15 protein-coding genes are annotated in these 16,479 nt (G+C 71.0%); 5 read left to right on the top strand and 10 right to left on the bottom strand.

Features of this window, described 5'->3' with window-relative positions; translation table 11 throughout:
* Nucleotides 1-78: 78 nt before the first annotated feature.
* Nucleotides 79-1,020 (top strand): SDR family NAD(P)-dependent oxidoreductase, encoded by a 942-nt coding sequence (locus ABUW04_RS02930; RefSeq protein WP_380562373.1) that lies wholly within the window; start codon nucleotides 79-81, stop codon nucleotides 1,018-1,020.
* A 74-nt stretch (nucleotides 1,021-1,094) separates the two neighbouring features.
* On the opposite strand, the gene ABUW04_RS02935 is transcribed toward ABUW04_RS02930, so the two are convergent.
* The 4 genes from ABUW04_RS02935 to ABUW04_RS02950 are packed head-to-tail and all read right to left on the bottom strand — an operon-like array spanning nucleotide 1,095 to nucleotide 3,695.
* Entirely contained in the window at nucleotides 1,095-1,805 is a 711-nt protein-coding gene (locus ABUW04_RS02935) for a TetR family transcriptional regulator (protein WP_380562375.1), read from the bottom strand.
* A 6-nt stretch (nucleotides 1,806-1,811) separates the two neighbouring features.
* Nucleotides 1,812-2,285, bottom strand: coding sequence for an HtaA domain-containing protein (locus ABUW04_RS02940; RefSeq protein WP_380562377.1), 474 nt, complete (start codon nucleotides 2,283-2,285; stop codon nucleotides 1,812-1,814).
* Nucleotides 2,282-2,935, bottom strand: a complete 654-nt coding sequence (locus tag ABUW04_RS02945) for a carboxymuconolactone decarboxylase family protein (RefSeq protein WP_380562379.1) — start codon at nucleotides 2,933-2,935, stop codon at nucleotides 2,282-2,284. Before ABUW04_RS02945 ends, ABUW04_RS02940 begins: the two co-directional genes overlap by 4 nt.
* Before the next feature lie 4 nt (nucleotides 2,936-2,939).
* A complete protein-coding gene (locus ABUW04_RS02950; RefSeq protein WP_380562381.1) occupies nucleotides 2,940-3,695 on the bottom strand; it encodes an SDR family oxidoreductase in 756 nt (251 codons plus the stop codon).
* 174 nt (nucleotides 3,696-3,869) lie between these two features.
* Between ABUW04_RS02950 and ABUW04_RS02955 the strand changes: the two genes are divergently transcribed.
* Both ABUW04_RS02955 and ABUW04_RS02960 read left to right on the top strand, forming a co-directional pair.
* Nucleotides 3,870-5,210 (top strand): FAD-dependent oxidoreductase, encoded by a 1,341-nt coding sequence (locus ABUW04_RS02955; RefSeq protein ID WP_380562383.1) that lies wholly within the window; start codon nucleotides 3,870-3,872, stop codon nucleotides 5,208-5,210.
* A 154-nt stretch (nucleotides 5,211-5,364) separates the two neighbouring features.
* Entirely contained in the window at nucleotides 5,365-6,171 is an 807-nt protein-coding gene (locus ABUW04_RS02960; protein ID WP_030258352.1) for an IclR family transcriptional regulator, read from the top strand.
* Nucleotides 6,172-6,253: 82 nt separating this feature from the next.
* Here the strand turns inward: ABUW04_RS02960 and ABUW04_RS02965 are convergent, their stop codons facing one another.
* The 3 genes from ABUW04_RS02965 to ABUW04_RS02975 all read right to left on the bottom strand — a co-directional run bounded on the left by ABUW04_RS02965 (nucleotide 6,254) and on the right by ABUW04_RS02975 (nucleotide 9,110).
* A complete protein-coding gene (locus tag ABUW04_RS02965) occupies nucleotides 6,254-6,571 on the bottom strand; it encodes a hypothetical protein (protein ID WP_380562385.1) in 318 nt (105 codons plus the stop codon).
* Between the two features lie 11 nt (nucleotides 6,572-6,582).
* Entirely contained in the window at nucleotides 6,583-7,500 is a 918-nt protein-coding gene (locus tag ABUW04_RS02970) for a VOC family protein (RefSeq protein WP_380562387.1), read from the bottom strand.
* Nucleotides 7,501-7,622: 122 nt separating this feature from the next.
* Entirely contained in the window at nucleotides 7,623-9,110 is a 1,488-nt protein-coding gene (locus ABUW04_RS02975) for an MFS transporter (protein ID WP_380562389.1), read from the bottom strand.
* Between the two features lie 368 nt (nucleotides 9,111-9,478).
* Here ABUW04_RS02975 and ABUW04_RS02980 point away from each other — a divergent pair, with 368 nt between their 5' ends.
* Together ABUW04_RS02980 and ABUW04_RS02985 are read left to right on the top strand one after the other, a co-directional pair.
* The gene (locus tag ABUW04_RS02980; RefSeq protein ID WP_380562391.1) at nucleotides 9,479-11,011 is read left to right on the top strand and encodes an aldehyde dehydrogenase; all 1,533 of its coding nucleotides are present in this window, start codon (nucleotides 9,479-9,481) and stop codon (nucleotides 11,009-11,011) included.
* A 62-nt stretch (nucleotides 11,012-11,073) separates the two neighbouring features.
* Nucleotides 11,074-11,931 (top strand): mycofactocin-coupled SDR family oxidoreductase, encoded by an 858-nt coding sequence (locus ABUW04_RS02985; RefSeq protein ID WP_380562393.1) that lies wholly within the window; start codon nucleotides 11,074-11,076, stop codon nucleotides 11,929-11,931.
* 199 nt (nucleotides 11,932-12,130) lie between these two features.
* Here ABUW04_RS02985 and pntB read toward each other — a convergent pair whose 3' ends face one another.
* The 3 genes from pntB to ABUW04_RS03000 all read right to left on the bottom strand — a co-directional run bounded on the left by pntB (nucleotide 12,131) and on the right by ABUW04_RS03000 (nucleotide 16,232).
* The gene (pntB, locus tag ABUW04_RS02990; RefSeq protein ID WP_380562395.1) at nucleotides 12,131-13,570 is read right to left on the bottom strand and encodes a Re/Si-specific NAD(P)(+) transhydrogenase subunit beta; all 1,440 of its coding nucleotides are present in this window, start codon (nucleotides 13,568-13,570) and stop codon (nucleotides 12,131-12,133) included.
* 1 nt (nucleotide 13,571) lies between these two features.
* A complete protein-coding gene (locus tag ABUW04_RS02995; protein ID WP_380562397.1) occupies nucleotides 13,572-15,128 on the bottom strand; it encodes a Re/Si-specific NAD(P)(+) transhydrogenase subunit alpha in 1,557 nt (518 codons plus the stop codon).
* A gap of 117 nt (nucleotides 15,129-15,245) precedes the next feature.
* Complete coding sequence (locus ABUW04_RS03000) at nucleotides 15,246-16,232, bottom strand: cyclase family protein (RefSeq protein WP_030258375.1); 987 nt, start codon at nucleotides 16,230-16,232, stop codon at nucleotides 15,246-15,248.
* Between the last annotated feature and the right edge of the window lie 247 nt (nucleotides 16,233-16,479).

The following is a 16,479-nucleotide window of genomic DNA, read 5'->3' on the forward strand; positions in this document are numbered from 1 at the left end:
CTCTTAGCCCTGCCAGAAGCATTGAACTATCTGAGCCTGAGTGATTAGATGCGGCGAGATCACAGTCGAAGGAGACCGATGAACGCCACCCCTGACTTCCGATTCGATGGACGGGTCGCCATCGTGACCGGCGCCGGCCGCGGCCTCGGCCGGGCACACGCGCTGCTGCTCGCCGAGCGCGGTGCCAAGGTCGTCGTGAACGACCTCGGTGGCACCAAGGAGGGCGACGGCAGCGACTCCGGGCCGGCCAACGACGTCGTCCAGGAGATCACCGCAGCGGGCGGCGTCGCCGTCGCCGACACCAACAACGTGGGCACCGAGGCGGGCTGCCACGCCCTGGTCGAAGGCGCCGTCGGCGCGTTCGGGCGCATCGACATCGTGGTGAACAACGCCGGCATCTCCCGATTCGCCACCTTCCCGGAGGCCGACGCGGAGAACCTGGAGCGCACCCTCGACGTGCACCTGCGCGGCACCTGGCACACCACCCGCGCCGCCTGGCCGTACATGGTCGAACAGGGCTACGGACGGGTGATCACCACGACGTCCACCGGCATGTTCGGGCTCGCCGACAACCTCGCCTACGCCACCGCGAAGGGCGCGCTCATCGGCTTCACCCGCAGCCTGGCGGTGGAGGCCGCCTCGCACGGCATCCTGGTCAACTGCATCGCGCCGAACGCGATCACCCGGCCGAGCACGGCTGCGGGGAAGCCGAACATCACCACCCGGCAGCTGGACGAGGCGCGCATCCAGGCGATGCAGACCGGGCTGGTCTCGCCGATGGTGGCCTACCTGGCGCACGAGGACTGCAAGGTCAACGGCGAGATCCTGGTGGCCGGCGCGCACCGGTTCGCCCGCTGGCTGCTCGCGGTCACCCCCGGCTACCGCTCCCCCGGCGCCGAGGTGCCCACCGTCGAGGAGATCGCCGAGCACTGGGACGAGATCAACGACGAGTCCGGCTACTACGTCCCGGCGAACCTGCACGACTGGGCGTCGACGTTCATGGCCCACCTGAACGCCTGAACGAACGACTCGCAGCAGTGCCGTTAACCGGTCAACGAGGACCGGTCAACGGCACTGCTGCGCCAACGGGGCTGTCAGTCCGTCAGGACCGCGCGCGGGTCCCCCTGGGCCAGCGGGGCCAGGATCCCGGCGCTGAGGAAGGTGATCAGGTCCTCGACCAGCACGTCGATCTTGGCAGGCAGGTGCGCGCGCTTGCGCTGGGCGGACTGGTAGCGCGCCAGCGCGTGCACTGCGCTGGTCAGCGTCACCAGCCAGCGCTCGTCGAGCACGGCCTCCGGGACCTGCGGCACCAGCCGCCCGAGCAGGGTCCGCAGCGTGACCACCGACGAACCGGTGCGCACGCCGACCAGGCCCTCGTAGCCGCCCTCCTCGGTGATGTAGAGGGAGAGGAAGGGCAGGTAGTGGTTGTCGGGCTGGAAGTGGATCGCCAGCGGCCGGACGAACGCGCTGACCACGTCGGTGACGGTGGGGGTCCGGCCGCCGAGCATCAGATCGGCGACGATGCCGGTGCGGCTGGCCTCGCTCTCGGCCCCGCGGAACTCCATGATGGCCTTCACCACCTCGTCGCGGTCCCCGAAGTGGTACTGCACGCTCGCGTGGTTGCGCTGGCCGGCGGCGATGCCGATGTCCCGCAGCGGAACGGCTGAGATCCCGTGTTCGGCGAAGAGCCGCTCGGCGGCCGTGAGGATCCGCTGCCGGGTCACCTGACCTCGGACGTTGGCGCGCTGTCCGCCGGTCGGGGAGCCGCCGCGGCGCGCGGGCCGCTCAGGCGAGGTCTGTGACATGGGCGCTCAATTTATCAGTACGGCGGCGTCGATCGGGGCGAACTCCGAGCCGGCCGCGTAGACGTCACCGAAGACCGCGACCCCGGCCTCGGTCAGGTACGGGACCAGGGCCGGCCAGCGGAGCAGCCCGGCCTCCTGGACCGCAGCGGCGGGCGCCGTGGTGGCCACGGTGACCCGGCCGCCGTCCGCACCGCGGATGCTGAGCGCGCCGCCACCCTCCGTCAGCCGCAGCTGCAGGTCGCGCAGTTCGACGTCGAGGAATCCGTGGTGCGCCTGGAAGCGGACCGCTCCCCCGAAGGAGAGCGTCCGGCCCTCGCCGTCCTCCTCGGCCGCCAGCAGCGGGAACACGAAGGCCCCGCCGGTGCCCGGCTCGGCGCCGTCCAGGACCTCGCAGCTGCCGCCCGCGATCACGCGCACATAGTGGACGAAGGAGTCCTTCACCGCCCAGCGCAGCGCCCCCGGGCGCACCGTGCCGCTCAACGGTCGCGCCGCTGCTCGGCGGGGCGGTGCTCGGCGGGGCGGTGGTCGGCGGGGCGGTGCTCATCGGGGAAGCCGGTCATGCCGTCCTCCAGTTCCAGCCCCAGGGCGTTGAAGGCCATGCAGTGCATGTCGTAGGTGCCCACGGTGAAGACGAAGTCGATGAGCTGCTGGCGGGAGAACTGCGCCTCCAGTTCGCTCCAGGTGCCGTCGGCGATGTTCTTGCTGCCGCACAGCTCGTCCACAGCCCTGACCACGGCGCTGTCACCCTTCGACCACTCGGCGGCGCCGGGGCCCTCGGAGAGCGCCTCGACCTCGGCGTCGGTGAGCCACCCGGCGGCCCGGCTCATCCGCACGTGCTGGGCCCACTCGTACTCGCCGTAGCCGAGCCAGGTGGAGCGGACGATCGCGATCTCGCGGACCCGGTCCGGGAGGGTGGAGTTGCGCAGGTGGTTGGAGAAGGGCATCCAGCCGCGGATCAGGGCCGGGTGCCAGGCGTAGATGCCGAGGATGTGGGACTGCGGACGGGCGACCGGTCCGTCGGTCGCGGCGGCCTGACCGCCCGGCACATGGGCCCGGAGCGCGGAGAAGGCCTCGTCGACCTCGTCGGTCCAGTCGTCGACGGGGCGGACCGGGATACGTGGCTGGCTCATGGAATCACCCTATGAAGGAGCCGCCGTTGACGCTGACGGTCTGACCCGTCACGTACGACGCCTCGTCGGATACGAGATAGGCGACCGCCGCGGCGATGTCGTCGCCGCTGCCGGTCCGGCCGACCGGGATGAACTTGGCCATCTCCTCGGCCGAGGGCATGGCGCCGGTGGCGCGCTTCTTCTCCACGCTCGGGGTGTCGATCGACGACGGCGCCACCGTGTTGACGGTGATGCCGGAGCGTCCGAACTCCATCGCGAGGGCCTTGGTCAGGGCGAGCTGTCCGCCCTTGGACGCCGCGTAGTGGGCCATCCTCGGTGCGCCGCGCTGGGCGCTGGAGGAGGAGATCAGCACCACCCGGCCCCAGCCCGCCTCGACCAGGTCGGGCAGGGCCGACTGGACCACGTTGAAGGTTCCGGTCAGGTTGATCGACAGGGTCTCGTTCCACTGCTGGAGCGTCATGTCCAGGAACGGCTGCTGCCGGGCGATCGCCGCGTTGGCCACGACGACGGCCAGCGGCCCCAGCTCCAGCCGGGCTGCCGTCAGGGCCGCGTCCACCTGTTCGCGGTCGCTGACGTCGGCGCGGTAGCCGCGGGCGACGCCGCCGGCCTTCTCGATGGAGGTGGCCGCCTCTTCCGCCGCGCCGTCGACCACGTCGAGAATGGCGACCCTGAGTCCGTTCTTCGCGAGGCGCTCGGCGATGGCCCGACCGATGCCCGCGGCTCCCCCGGTGACGACGGCGACCCGATCCGTGCTGGTCATAGGAGCCTTCCTCGGAGACTGTTTCGGCAAACGGAACGACCGTTCCGTTGTCAAGAATGCGCTCAGGTTGGCACGCTGCAGAATGCCATGTCAACTGCTTGACATGCCGTTCGGCGCAAACGACACTCGCTGAAAGAATCACCTGTTCCGTTATACGACACACTGGGAGTGGACGTGCGCGCGCTACGAGTCGCAGTCGTGGGCTCCGGCCCCGCCGGAGCGTTCTGTGCTCAGATCCTGGCCGAGGAGGCCGACCACCCGGTCTCCGTCGACGTCTTCGAGCGCCTCCCCACGCCGTTCGGCCTGGTGCGCTACGGCGTCGCGCCCGACCACCAGAAGATCAAGTCCATTGTCGCCTCGTTCGCCGAGATCTTCGAGACGCCCGGCGTCCGCTTCCTCGGCAATGTGACGGTCGGTTCGGACATCACCGTCAGCGAGCTGCGCGAGCACTACGACGCGGTGGTGCTGGCCTCCGGCGCGCCGCTGGACCGCCGGCTGGGCGTCCCCGGCGAGGACCTCGGCGGCGTGGTCCCGGCCGGCCGCTTCGTCTCCTGGTACAGCGGGCACCCGGACGCCGACTTCGACACCTCGCTGCTGTCCGCCGAGCGCGCGGTCGTCGTCGGCGTCGGCAACGTCGCCCTGGACGTGGCGCGGATGCTGGTGCGCACGCCCGACGAACTGCGCCGCACCGACGTGCCCGAGCACGTCATCGAGGCCCTGGCCGGCCATGCGGTCCGCGAGGTCTGCATCGTCGGGCGGCGCGGGCCCGAGGCCGCCAAGTTCACCGGCAAGGAACTCCTGGAACTGGCCGAGGTCGAGGGCGCGGACGTGATCGTCCCCGCCGAGGAGCTGGCGCTCGCGGAGGCGCAGCAGGCCGGCGCGGGCGCGCCGAGCAGGCCAGCGGTCGCGCGGATGCTGGGCTCGCTGCGGAAGATAGCCGACCGGCAACCGCAGGGCCGGTCGCGCGCCATCCGCTTCCTGTTCAACCGGACGCCGGTCGAGTTCGTCGGCGACACCTCGGTCACCGGCATCGCCCTGGCCCACACCGCGGACCCCGCGCAGGTCGAGGTCCTGGAGACGGGCCTGGTGCTGCCGGCGATCGGCTACCGCAGCGTTCCGCTCGGCGGGGCGCCGTTCGACGAGGCGACCGGCACGGTCCCGCACCGCGACTCCCGGGTGCTGGACGGCGACCGGACCGTGCCGGGCCTGTACGTGGTCGGCTGGGCGAAGCGCGGCCCCAGCGGGGTGATCGGCACCAACCGGCTGTGCGCGAGCGAGACCGCCACCGCCGTCCTGGCGGACGCCGCGGCCGCACTGGAACGCGACACCGACACGGACGCCGGCGGCACGGCCATCGACGACCTGCTGCGCTCGCGTGGCGTGCCGGTGGTGAACTGGAGCCGCTGGCTGGCCATCGAGGCGGCCGAGGTGCGGCTCGGCCAGGCCTCGGGCCGGGACCGCGCCAAGTTCCACCACCGCGCCGACATGCTGGTGGCCGCCGGCATCGACCGGTGACCCACCGTCGGATCCGCCCCCGTACCCCTATGCTCTACGTGCTCAGATCAAGGCGAGAAATCCTCACACAGGTCACCGCCTGCCAGGGCGGCCCCTGCTAGTGTTTGGTTAAAGAGAACTCCCATCCCACTGAACGGGCCAGAAGGAGCAGCGCGTGGAGTCGCAGGCAACCGAGGTGACCGCAGGCGCCCCCGATCGCCAGCGGCATCCGCTCGCCCGGGGGGTCGAGATCCTCACCCTGATGGTCGACGGCGGCAAGCAGGTCTACGGGGTGCGCGACCTCGGCACCCGCATCGGCGTCAGCGCCAGCACCGCCCACCGACTCCTCAGCGATCTGGAGGAGTTGGGCATGGTGGCCCGCACCCCGACCGGCAGCTACCGGCTCGGGATGGAGTTCCTGAGGCTGGCCTGGACCACCAACACCCGTTTCCCGATCCGCGAGGCCGCCAACGACGTCCTGGCCGACGTCACCGAGCGCAGCGGCGAGTCGGCGTTCTTCGCGGTCTACAACGACCAGCGCCGGCAGATGATGTTCGCGCTGTCCGTCGAGTCCCCGCACCCGCTGCGCTACACCGTCCCGCAGGGCGTCTGGCTCCCGCTGCACGCGGGGGCCAGCGGTCTGGCGATCCTCGCCTTCCTGCCCACCGAGGTGCAGGACGCGATCGTGCACGGCAGCCTCGACGTGCTGACCAACCGGACCCTGGTCGATCCCGACAAGCTCGCCGAGCGACTGGCCCAGATCCGGCGGGACGGCTACGCCATATCGCACGGCGAGCGGATCGACGGGGCCATCGCCATCGCCGCGCCGGTGATGGGCCCGGCGGACGCCGTCATCGGCGACGTCGGCATCACCATCCCGGAGACCCGCTTCAACGCGACGACCACCGCGGACTTCACCGAACTGGTCAAGCAGGCCGCACAGGTGCTCACCCGCAGATTCACCGGCGCCGAGAAGCCGTAGGCCGGCGGCCCTTGTCCCAGCATCGAGGCCCCGCCCGGAACGTTCCGGGCGGGGCCTCAGCGGTTGCCGGACCGCAGGTCGGCTAGTCCTTCGCCAGCAGCGGCAGCATGGCGACCGTGGTGACGTCGAGGGCGTCGCTCGTGCTCAGGCCGGAGGTGAAGAGCTTGTCGCGGGCGGCCTCGGCGGAGCCCTCCACCTCGTAGAGCGTCACATAGCGGTGCGAGACGCCGGTGGCGGACTCGGGGGCCAGGTAACGGCGCGCCGAGACGATGCCGGGGAGGGCGAGCACCTCGGGGATGTGGGTCTCCCAGTACCAGGTGCGGAACTCCTCCTCCCGGCCCTCGACCGGGTTGGTGAGCGCCAGCAGGATCTCGTGCGCGGGCTGGGAACTGTCGGTCATCAGATGTCTCCTCAAATGGAATCGGTGGTGAAGCCCCACGGGACGCCGAGGCTGGTGGCCGGGTCGGTCACCAGGGCGGTCCGTGAGCGGTGTGCGATGCGCACGCCCTCGGCATCGAGGTGCTTGGCGGTGCGCTCCAGGTCGACCACCTTCCAGGTGATCGCGTGGTAGGTGTCCAGCGGCGCGTGGGCCGCCGCATCGGCGGCGGCCGGGCTGCCGGGGTCCGGTGCGGCGAAGTGGAACACCGTGTCGGCGAGCCGGACGAACGGACCCGCGACGCCGCGCAGTTCGTCGCGGCCGGTGCGCACCACCTCGCCGCCGAGGACGTTCACGGTGAGCCGCAGTGCGCGTTCCGGACGGGACGTCAGGACGGTGTGGTGAGAGGCGTGTTGGATGCCGAGCGGGTCGTCCTCGCTGACCTCCGGAACCGTCCAGCCCTCGCGCACCCGGGGGTCGAGCGGGAAGGGGAACATCTCGAAGAAGGCGTACCGCAGCCCGGCGTCGTCCGGCAGGGTGTGGAACGGTGACGGGCCGCCGGGCCACTCCTCGCCGTCGAGGACGGAGTCGTGCGAGTCGACGAGCCGCAGGCCCCCAGCGCGGAGTTCGCGGTACAGCGCCTTGACTCCGTCGACGTACCAGCCGGTCGTCTCCAGGTGCGGGACCTCGACGTCCGGGTAGCGCTGGGTGCCGCCGGTGAGGTAGCGCTTCGGTTCCAGGCTGTCGATGAGCACGTCGCTGACCGAGGTGAAGGTCGAGTACCCGACGGAGTGTCCGGGCGCCGGCGGCTCGGGCATGACGACGGAGAAGTTGGTGCTCGGCCGGCCGAAGACCCGGGCGAAGAAGTCCTCCGCCTGGTCCAGGCTCGGGACGTGGATCCTCGGGTGGTACAGCATCCGCACGCGGTAGGGGCGGTCGGTACCGTCGTTCACTGTCGATCTCCTTGCGTCGGTGCTGGTGGTGCTGGTCGGGCCGGGGTGCCGTGGCTCTGTCCGCGGTCCCCGAGGGGGCCGCGGACAGAGCCGGGCGGCCGACTTCGGCCGGACGGACCGGTTCAGATGGCTTCCGGGGTGATGGCGACCGCGTCGGCCAGGCCCTCGGCCCGCGCCTCCGCGAGCTCGTCGCTGTCGCCGGCCTTCAGCGGGTTCAGGCGGATGAACAGGGCCACCACGACCGCGACGGCGGCGACGACGGCCACCATGGTGAAGAGCACGTTGTAGCCGGTGCGGGTGGTGAACGGCGTGCCGGTCACCAGGTAGTGGGACATCAGCACGGTGCCGATGGAGGTGCCGACACCCGAGAAGGCGGTCTGGGTGACCATGTAGACGCCCTGCGCCTCGCTGGTGTTGGAGCCGGGCACCCCCTCGACGATCAGGTTGGGCAGGGAGCTGAGCAGGAAGCCGGTCGCGATGGTCAGCACGATCTGCGAGAAGATCCAGCCCGCGAGCGAGTGCAGCAGCAGGGCCGAAAGGATGGCCGCCGCGACAGCGAAGGCTGCTCCGATGATGAAGGAGTTGCGGGCCCGTCCGCCCCGGGAGATGCGCCCGCTGAGCGACGCGGCCACGAATCCGATGAGGCCGATGGCGAAGGAGACGTCGCCGGCGGTTCCGGCGCTGAGGCCCAGACCGACCGGGGCCATCTTCGGGGTCTGCATCACGATCTGGCCGACGAAGCCGGAGATGCCCAGCGTGCCGAAGGAGACCAGCGCGGTGGCGACCAGGGTCAGGCCGAGCTTGCGGTCGAAGAAGAACCGGATGTTGATGAGCGGCTTGTCGACGTTCAGCTCCCACACGGTCCACAGCACCAGGACCACGATGCCGCCCAGAATGAAGCCGATGGTCTTGCCGCTGGACCAGCCCCAGGTGCTGCTCTCGTTGACGCCGTACAGGGCGAGGGCGACGCCGGGGGCGAAGAGCAGTCCGCCGAGCCAGTCGATCCGGTCCAGCCCCGACTTCACGACCGGCCGCGGTAGGAAGCACGCGCCGACCGCGGTGACCGCTGCCAGGACCGCGGCGACCACGAAGATGTAGTGCCAGCCCCAGGAGTCGACGATGTTGCCCGAGATGACGTTGCCCGCGGCCCCGCCCCACATGGCCGCCCCCGCGACCACCGCCACGCCCACGGGCAGCTTCTTCTTCGGCAGGTTCTCGCGCAGCACCCCGATGCAGAGCGGGACCAGACCGCCGGCCAGACCCTGGATCGAGCGGCCGATGATGAGCCCGGCGAGGCTGTTGCTGGCCAGGCTGACCACGGATCCGACGATCGAGGCCACCAGCACCACGACCAGCACGTTGCGGCGGCCGAAGGCGTCGCCCAGGCGGCCGCTGATGGCCGCGGACGCCGCCCCCACCAGGAGGAATCCGGTGAGCACCCAGCCGGCGTTGCCGGGGGTGGTCTTGAAGTGCTGGATGACCTCCGGCAGCGCCGTGTACATCATCGTGGCTTCGAAGGAGCTGACGATGGCAGCGAGGATCAGGATCCCGATGATGAACGGGGTGGGGCGCGCAGGCCTGGGCTCTGCTTCTGCGGTGATGGGGGGCATCGTTGCCTCTTTCATCCGGGGATCTTGGCGTTAGTCTTTGGCTGCACGATGCACATACCTGGGTGAGGCTTCCGTGCCTCCCCGGTGTTCCGTTCAACGGGACAGCTGATCGCTACAGCGTCCCTGAGTGTGATCCCGCCGACATGGCGAGTCAAGGGGTCTGCACGCGGTAGTTCCGGGCTCGGCATGGCCCCGTCACCGCCACCCGTCCGACTCGCAATCGGCCGCCGGAGCGGCCCTGATCTGGTCCTTGACACGCAGGGGAACGTGGGCGAAGCTGACTCAGCTGTATAAAGCAACGATCGTTCGGTTAAACGAACGCCCGGCCCCCGGCTCATGAACAGTGGGGCCCGGATACGGAGGCTCTGATGTCCACCCAAGTCAGCGTTGACGGATCTGCAGGTGCGGCGCCCTCCGCGCGCGAACAGCCGGTACCGCTGCGACACCCCGACCGCCTCTTCATCGACGGCCGATGGGTGGCGCCGACCACGGCGTCGACCTTCGCGATCATCGATCCGGCGACCGAGGAGCTCTACTACCGGGCCGCCGAGGCCGGCGCCGAGGACATGTCCCTGGCCGTCGCCGCCGCGCGCCGCGCCTTCGACAGCTCAGGATGGCCGCAGCTGGCACTCGCGGAACGGGCGCAGTGGCTGCACCGGATCGCCGACGGCCTGCGCCGCCGGGCCGCCGACGCCAGCCAGCTGTGGACGCGTCAGGTCGGCGTGCTGCACTCCATGTCGAAGGGCTCCATCGAGCGGATCGGGGCCAGCTACGACTACTACGCCGACCTGGCCGCCGACTTCCCCTTCGAGGTCCGGCACCGGCCCAACCAGGGCCCCTTCGGGGCCGTGGTCCGCGAGCCGATCGGCGTCGTCGGCGCCATCGTCGCCTGGAACACCCCGATGTCGCTGGCGGCCCACAAGGTCGGCCCCGCCCTGCTGGCCGGCTGCACCGTCGTCCTCAAGGCGCCCCCGGAGGCACCCGGCGAGGCCTACGTGCTGGCCGAGGTGGCCGAGGAGATCGGCCTGCCGGCCGGCGTCCTGAACGTGCTCACCGCCGACCGCGAGGTGTCCGAGCTGCTGGTCCGCGACCCGCGGGTGGACAAGATCGCCTTCACCGGCTCCAGCGCCGCCGGCCGCCGGATCGCCGCCATCTGCGGCGACCGGATGGCCCGCTTCACCCTGGAGCTGGGCGGCAAGTCCCCGGCCATCGTCCTGGACGACTACGACCTGGAGACCGCGGCCAGGTCGCTGGCCGCCGCCGAGTGCACCCTCAACGGCCAGGTGTGCTCCTCGCTGACGCGCATCATCGTCAGCCGGCACCGCCACGACGCCTTCGCCGAGGCCCTCGGGAGCTTCTTCGGCGCGGTGCGCATCGGCGACCCGTTCGACCCCGACGCGCAGCTCGGCCCGCTGGCCATGGAGCGCCAGCGCGACCGCGTGGAGGGCTTCGTCGCCAAGGGCCTGGCCGAGGGCGCACGCCTGGTCACCGGCGGCGGCCGCCCGGAGGGGTTCGAGCGCGGCTACTACCTGCAGCCGACCGTCTTCGCCGGCGTCGACAACGGGTCGACCATCGCCCAGGAGGAGATCTTCGGCCCGGTCCTCAGCGTCATCCCCGCCGACGACGAGGAGCACGCGATCCAGCTGGCCAACGAGACCCCCTACGGCCTCAACGCCAGCGTCTTCACCGACGACGCCGACCGCGCCCTCCGGGTCGCCCGCCGGCTCCGCGCGGGCACGGTGGGCCACAACGGCTACCGGACCGACCCCGCGATGGGCTTCGGCGGCTTCAAGCAGTCCGGCATCGGGCGCGAGGGCGGTCGCGACGGCCTGCTCCCCTACCTGGAGTCCAAGACCCTGATCCTGGACGGCCTGCCGACCGGGTACGACCCGCTCGACTGACGCCCCCCGCTCCCCGCTCCACCCGCAGACCCACCTTCCACCGATCACACCAGGAGAGACTCATGTCGGGACGCGTCGAGGGCAAGGTCGCCCTCATCACGGGTGCCGCCCGCGGACAGGGCCGCAGCCACGCCGTTCGGCTGGCCGAGGAGGGCGCGGACATCATCGCCGTGGACATCCTCGAGGACATCGACACCGCGCCCTACGCGATGGCCACCAAGGAGGACCTGGACGAGACGGTCCGTCAGGTCCAGGCCCTGGGCCGGCGCATCGTCGCCCGGCAGGCCGACGTGCGGGTGCTCTCGCAGCTGCAGGCCGCCGTGGACCAGGGCGTCGCCGAGCTGGGCAAGCTGGACGTGGTGGTCGCCCAGGCGGGCATCCTGACCATGGGCACCGACACCCCGCAGGCCTTCTTCGACGTCGTGCAGGTCAACCTGGTCGGCGTGGTCAACACGGTCACCGCCGCCGCGCAGTACCTGGAGTCCGGCGCGTCGGTGATCCTCACCGGCTCCACCGCGGCCCTGCTGGTCGGCTCCGTCGACATCACCGGCGCCGGCGGCCTGGGCTACGCCCACGCCAAGCGGCACGTGGCCCGGCTGGGGCACGACCTGGCGCGCATCTACGCCGACCAGCAGATCCGGGTCAACGTGATCCACCCGACCAACGTGGACACGGCCATGATGGACAACGACTTCATGTACCACGCCTTCCGGCCGGACCTGGAGAACCCGACCCGCGAGGACATGATCCCCTCGCTGGCCACCAAGTCCCCGATGGGCGTCCCCTGGCTGACGCCGCGGGAGATCTCGGCGGCCGTCCTGTACTTCGCCTCGGACGAGTCCCGCTGGGTCACCGGGCAGCAGCTCAAGCTCGACGGGGGCCAGCTGCTCCCCATCTCCAACTCCGGTGCGCCCGCGTAGTAGCCGCACCCGAGAACCCCAGGTCGGCGGTGGCCGCCGTGCGCACAGGCGCGCGGCGGCCACTGCCTGTTCGTCCCGTTCCCCGTCTGCGGGGAACGACAGAACCGGTCGGCGCCGCACCCGTTGGTCCGAGTGCGGCGCCGACCGGTCGTTGCCCTGGCGATCGTTGCTCTGGCGGTCGCTGCTCTGGGCAGAGCCGTCAGACGAGGGCGGGAACCGCGCGGGCCGCGGCCAGGACGCCGACGATCTCGTCGACCCTGGTCTTGGCGTCGCCGAAGAGCATCGCCGTGTTCTCGCGGAAGAACAGCGGGTTCTGCACCCCGGCGTAGCCGCTGGCCATGGAGCGCTTGAAGACGACCACGTTCGCGGCCTCCCACACCCGCAGCACCGGCATGCCGGCGATCGGGCTGGTCGGGTCCTCGGCGGCGGCCGGGTTGACGGTGTCGTTGGCGCCGATCACCAGGACCACGTCGGTGTCGGCGAGTTCGTCGTTGATCTCGTCCATCTCCAGCACGATGTCGTAGGGCACCTTCGCCTCGGCCAGCAGCACGTTCATGTGGCCAGGCAGCCGGCCGGCGACCGGGTGGATGGCGAAGCGCACGTCGACGCCGCGGTCCCGCAGCAGCCGGGTCAGCTCGGCGACCGGGTGCTGGGCCTGGGCCACGGCCATGCCGTAGCCGGGGGTGATGACCACCCGGGAGGCGTTGGCCAGCAGGTCGGCGGTCTCCTCTGCGGAGGTCTCCCGGTGCTCGCCCTGCTCGCCGTCGTCCGCGCCGCTGGGCGCCTCGATGCCGAAGCCGCCGGCGATGACGGAGAGGAAGGAGCGGTTCATCGCCTTGCACATGATGAAGGACAGGTAGGCGCCGGAGGAGCCGACCAGCGCGCCGGTGACGATCAGCAGGTCGTTGTTGAGCAGGAAGCCGCTGGCCGCGGCCGCCCAGCCGGAGTAGCTGTTCAGCATGGAGACCACCACCGGCATGTCGCCGCCGCCGATGGAGGCGACCAGGTGCCAGCCGAACAGCAGCGCGATCGCGGTCACCGCGATGATCGCCCAGGAGGAGGGGTGGATCACGAACAGCGCGGTCAGCACCGCGAAGGCGAGCAGCGCCAGCAGGTTGAGCAGGTTCTTGCCCGGCAGCACCAGCGGGGCGGACTTGATCCTCGCGCTGAGCTTCAGGTTGGCGACCACCGAGCCGGTGAAGGTCACCGCGCCGATGAAGATGCCGATGAAGACCTCGGCGTGGTGGATGCGCAGCAGCGAGCCGGTGAAGCCGCCCAGGCCGTTGCGTTCCACCTCGATGTAGGAGGCCCAGCCGACCAGTACCGCGGCCAGACCCACGAACGAGTGCAGCAGCGCGATCAGTTCGGGCATGCCGGTCATCTGCACGATGCGGGCGCGCCACAGGCCGACCACGGCGCCGATCCCGATCGCGGCGACCACGATCAGCACCGTGGTCGTCCGCACCGGGCTGTCGTGGACGGTCAGGCCGACGGTGGCGGCCAGCGCGACGACCATGCCGACCACGCCGTAGGTCCAGCCCTGACGGGCCGTCTCGTGCTTGCTCAGGCCGGCCAGGGACAGGACGAAGAGCAGTGCGGCGACCAGGTAGGCCGCCGTGGCGATGGAGGCTGCGGACACGTCAGTTCTCCTTGCTGAACATGGCGAGCATCCGGCGGGTCACCGCGAAGCCACCGAAGACGTTGATGGACGCGAGCAGCGTGGCGATCCCGGCCAGTACCTGGATCACGTGCTCGCCCGGTCCGATCTGGACCAGCGCGCCGACCACGATGACCCCGGAGATGGCGTTGGTGACGCTCATCAGGGGCGTGTGCAGCGCGTGGTGGACCTTGCCGATGACGTAGTAGCCGATCACCACGGCCAGCGTGAGCACGGTGAAGTCCTGCGGGATCGGCGCCGGGGCGAGCGCGATCACCAGCCACAGCAGGGCGATCGCGGTCAGCACCAGGGCGACCCGCCCGGCGGCCGACAGCGGCTTGCGCTGCGGCTTCGCCGGTGCCTGTGCCTGCTCGGCCGGCGCCGCGGCGGGGGCCGCGCTGACCTGGACCGGCGGTGGCGGCCAGAGCTTCTCGCCGCGGCCGGTCCCGGTGGCGCGCACCACGGTGATGCCGCGCTGCACGGCGTCGTCGAGGTCCAGCACGACCTGGCCGTCCTTGCCCGGGGTGAGCAGCTTGAGCAGGTTGACCAGGTTGGTGCCGTACAACTGGCTGGCCTGGGTGGGCAGTCGGCCGGCCAGGTCGGTGTAGCCGAGGACGGTCACGCCGTTGTCGGTGACCACCTTCTGGCCGGCCACGCTGTCCTCGACGTTGCCGCCCTGGGCGGCGGCCATGTCGACGATCACCGAGCCGGCCTTCATCGAGGCCACGTCGGCCGCGGTGATCAGCCTGGGGGCAGGGCGGCCGGGGATCAGCGCGGTGGTGATGATGATGTCGACGTCGGCGGCCTGGTCGGAGTAGAGCTTGGCGGCGGCCTCGTTGTAGCGCTCCGAGGTGGCCTTGGCGTAGCCGTCGCCGGACTGCTGGGCCTGCTCCTCGACGACGACCGGCAGGTACTGCCCGCCCAGCGACTTCACCTGGTCGGCGACCTCGGGGCGCGGGTCGGTGGCGCGCACGATCGCGCCCAGGCTGGAGGCGGCGCCGATGGCGGCCAGGCCGGCCACGCCGGTCCCGGCGACCAGCACCTTGGCCGGGGGCACCTTGCCCGCGGCGGTCACCTGGCCGGTGAAGAAGCGGCCGAACTCGTGGGCGGCCTCGACCACGGCGCGGTAGCCGGCGATGTTGGCCATGCTGGAGAGCACGTCCAGGGACTGGGCCCGGCTGATGCGCGGGACGGCGTCCATGGCCAGCACGGTGATGTCGCGTTCGGCGAGGGCGTCCACCAGCTCGGGGTTGAGCGCCGGGGCCAGCGTGGAGACCAGGTAGGCGCCGTCCTTGGGACGGGCGACGTCCTCGGTCGTGGGGCCGTTGACGCGCAGCACGACGTCGGCGCCCCAGGCGTCGTCGGCGGTGCCGACGGTGGCCCCGGCCTCCTTGTAGCTGGTGTCGGTGAAGGCGGAGAGCTCACCGGCTCCGGCCTCGACCACCAGGTCGTAGCCGAGGGCGATGAGCTGCCTGACGGTCGCGGGGGTCGCGGCCACGCGGGTCTCACCGGCCGGCTCGCGGGTCACTCCTATGAGCATGGAAGGACTCCTTCTGGACATGGAGCACTGTGCGCAGATGGGGACATGGCAAAGGTCTGGCGCCGGCCCGGTGTCCCGGTCCGGTGCCAGACCTCCTTCGGCGCGAACAGTAGCGGATCAGTAGAGCAGCAGCGGGTTGATGATCACACCGGTCGACCGGTGGATCGCGGTGGGTGCGGCGACGAGCAGGCCGGTCGAGGCGCCGGCCTCCTTCAGCGCGGCGACGGCCGGACCCAGCAGGCAGTTGTCGACCAGGCAGAGTCCGATCGAGTAGATCAGGCCGTGGACCTCCAGCTTTCCGCCGGGGTTGTTGCGCGCGTCGTGGAAGTCCCAGGCCACCAGGCCGGGGTCCTGGGCGGCGATCCACTTGGCGCCGTCCTCGCCGATGCCGGGGCGGCGCACGGCGGCGGCGCCGCTGGGGTAGACGTTCCCGGCGGCCTCGTAGCGGTCGCGGCCCTGGTAGACGATGAGCGCGTCGCCGGGCTCCAGGGTGACGCCGGTGGCCGCGAGGGCCTTGTCCAGTTCGGCGGCGGTGACCGGCTGCTCGGCGACGATCCAGTCCACGCCGCGGGCCGCCGCGACGTCCAGCAGCACGCCGCGGGTGGCGATGCCGTGCTGGGCCCAGTTGACCATGGTGTCCTCGTCGGTCTGCGAGGCGTCGGCGGCGATGGGGCCGTGCCAGCCGGCGTCCGCGCCGATGTGCGAGAGCCCGTCGAGGTGGGTGTTGTGCACGCCGTGCGGGTCGTAGCTGATGACCTCTCCGCCGTGGGCGCTGCGGCCGTGGATGCCGACGTGCACATTGAGTTCGACGCCGCCGTGGCCGTCGGGCAGTCCGGCCGCGCCCAGGCGCTGCCAGTCGCGCTTCTCGGCCTCGGCCAGCGCGCGGCCGGCGGCCAGGCGGTGCGGGCGGGTCTCGACCTCGCGTTCGAGCGAGACGGCCCTGCCGAGCTTCACCTGGGCGACGCCGCGCAGCCGGGCGGCCTCGTCGATAAGCGCCACCGAGCCGCGGCACTGCTCGCCGTCGGTGTGGCGGGCGGCGGCGTGCGCGTCGGCGATCGCGCGCTCCCAGGGGGCCAGCGGATCGGGACCGAGGTCGTCAGTCATCTGTTACTCCATGTCGTGTATTACGTAGAACAGAACATCGATACGCTACAACGGAACACGGTCGGGATTCTGCCCCCGGATTCGAGCGGCTGTCAATGGTTCGGGGCTCCGCGCTGAAGCGGTGAAATCCGACGTCGCTCCTTGACATGGGATCCGTGGTCGGACCATCCTATGGCCATCGCATAACAGTACGTGCGTTCCGTACAGCGAAACACAGCGCATCGGCTCGGAAGACGCGGAGCCGCAG

Source organism: Streptacidiphilus jeojiensis (assembly GCF_042510965.1).
Classification (GTDB): domain Bacteria; phylum Actinomycetota; class Actinomycetes; order Streptomycetales; family Streptomycetaceae; genus Streptacidiphilus; species Streptacidiphilus jeojiensis.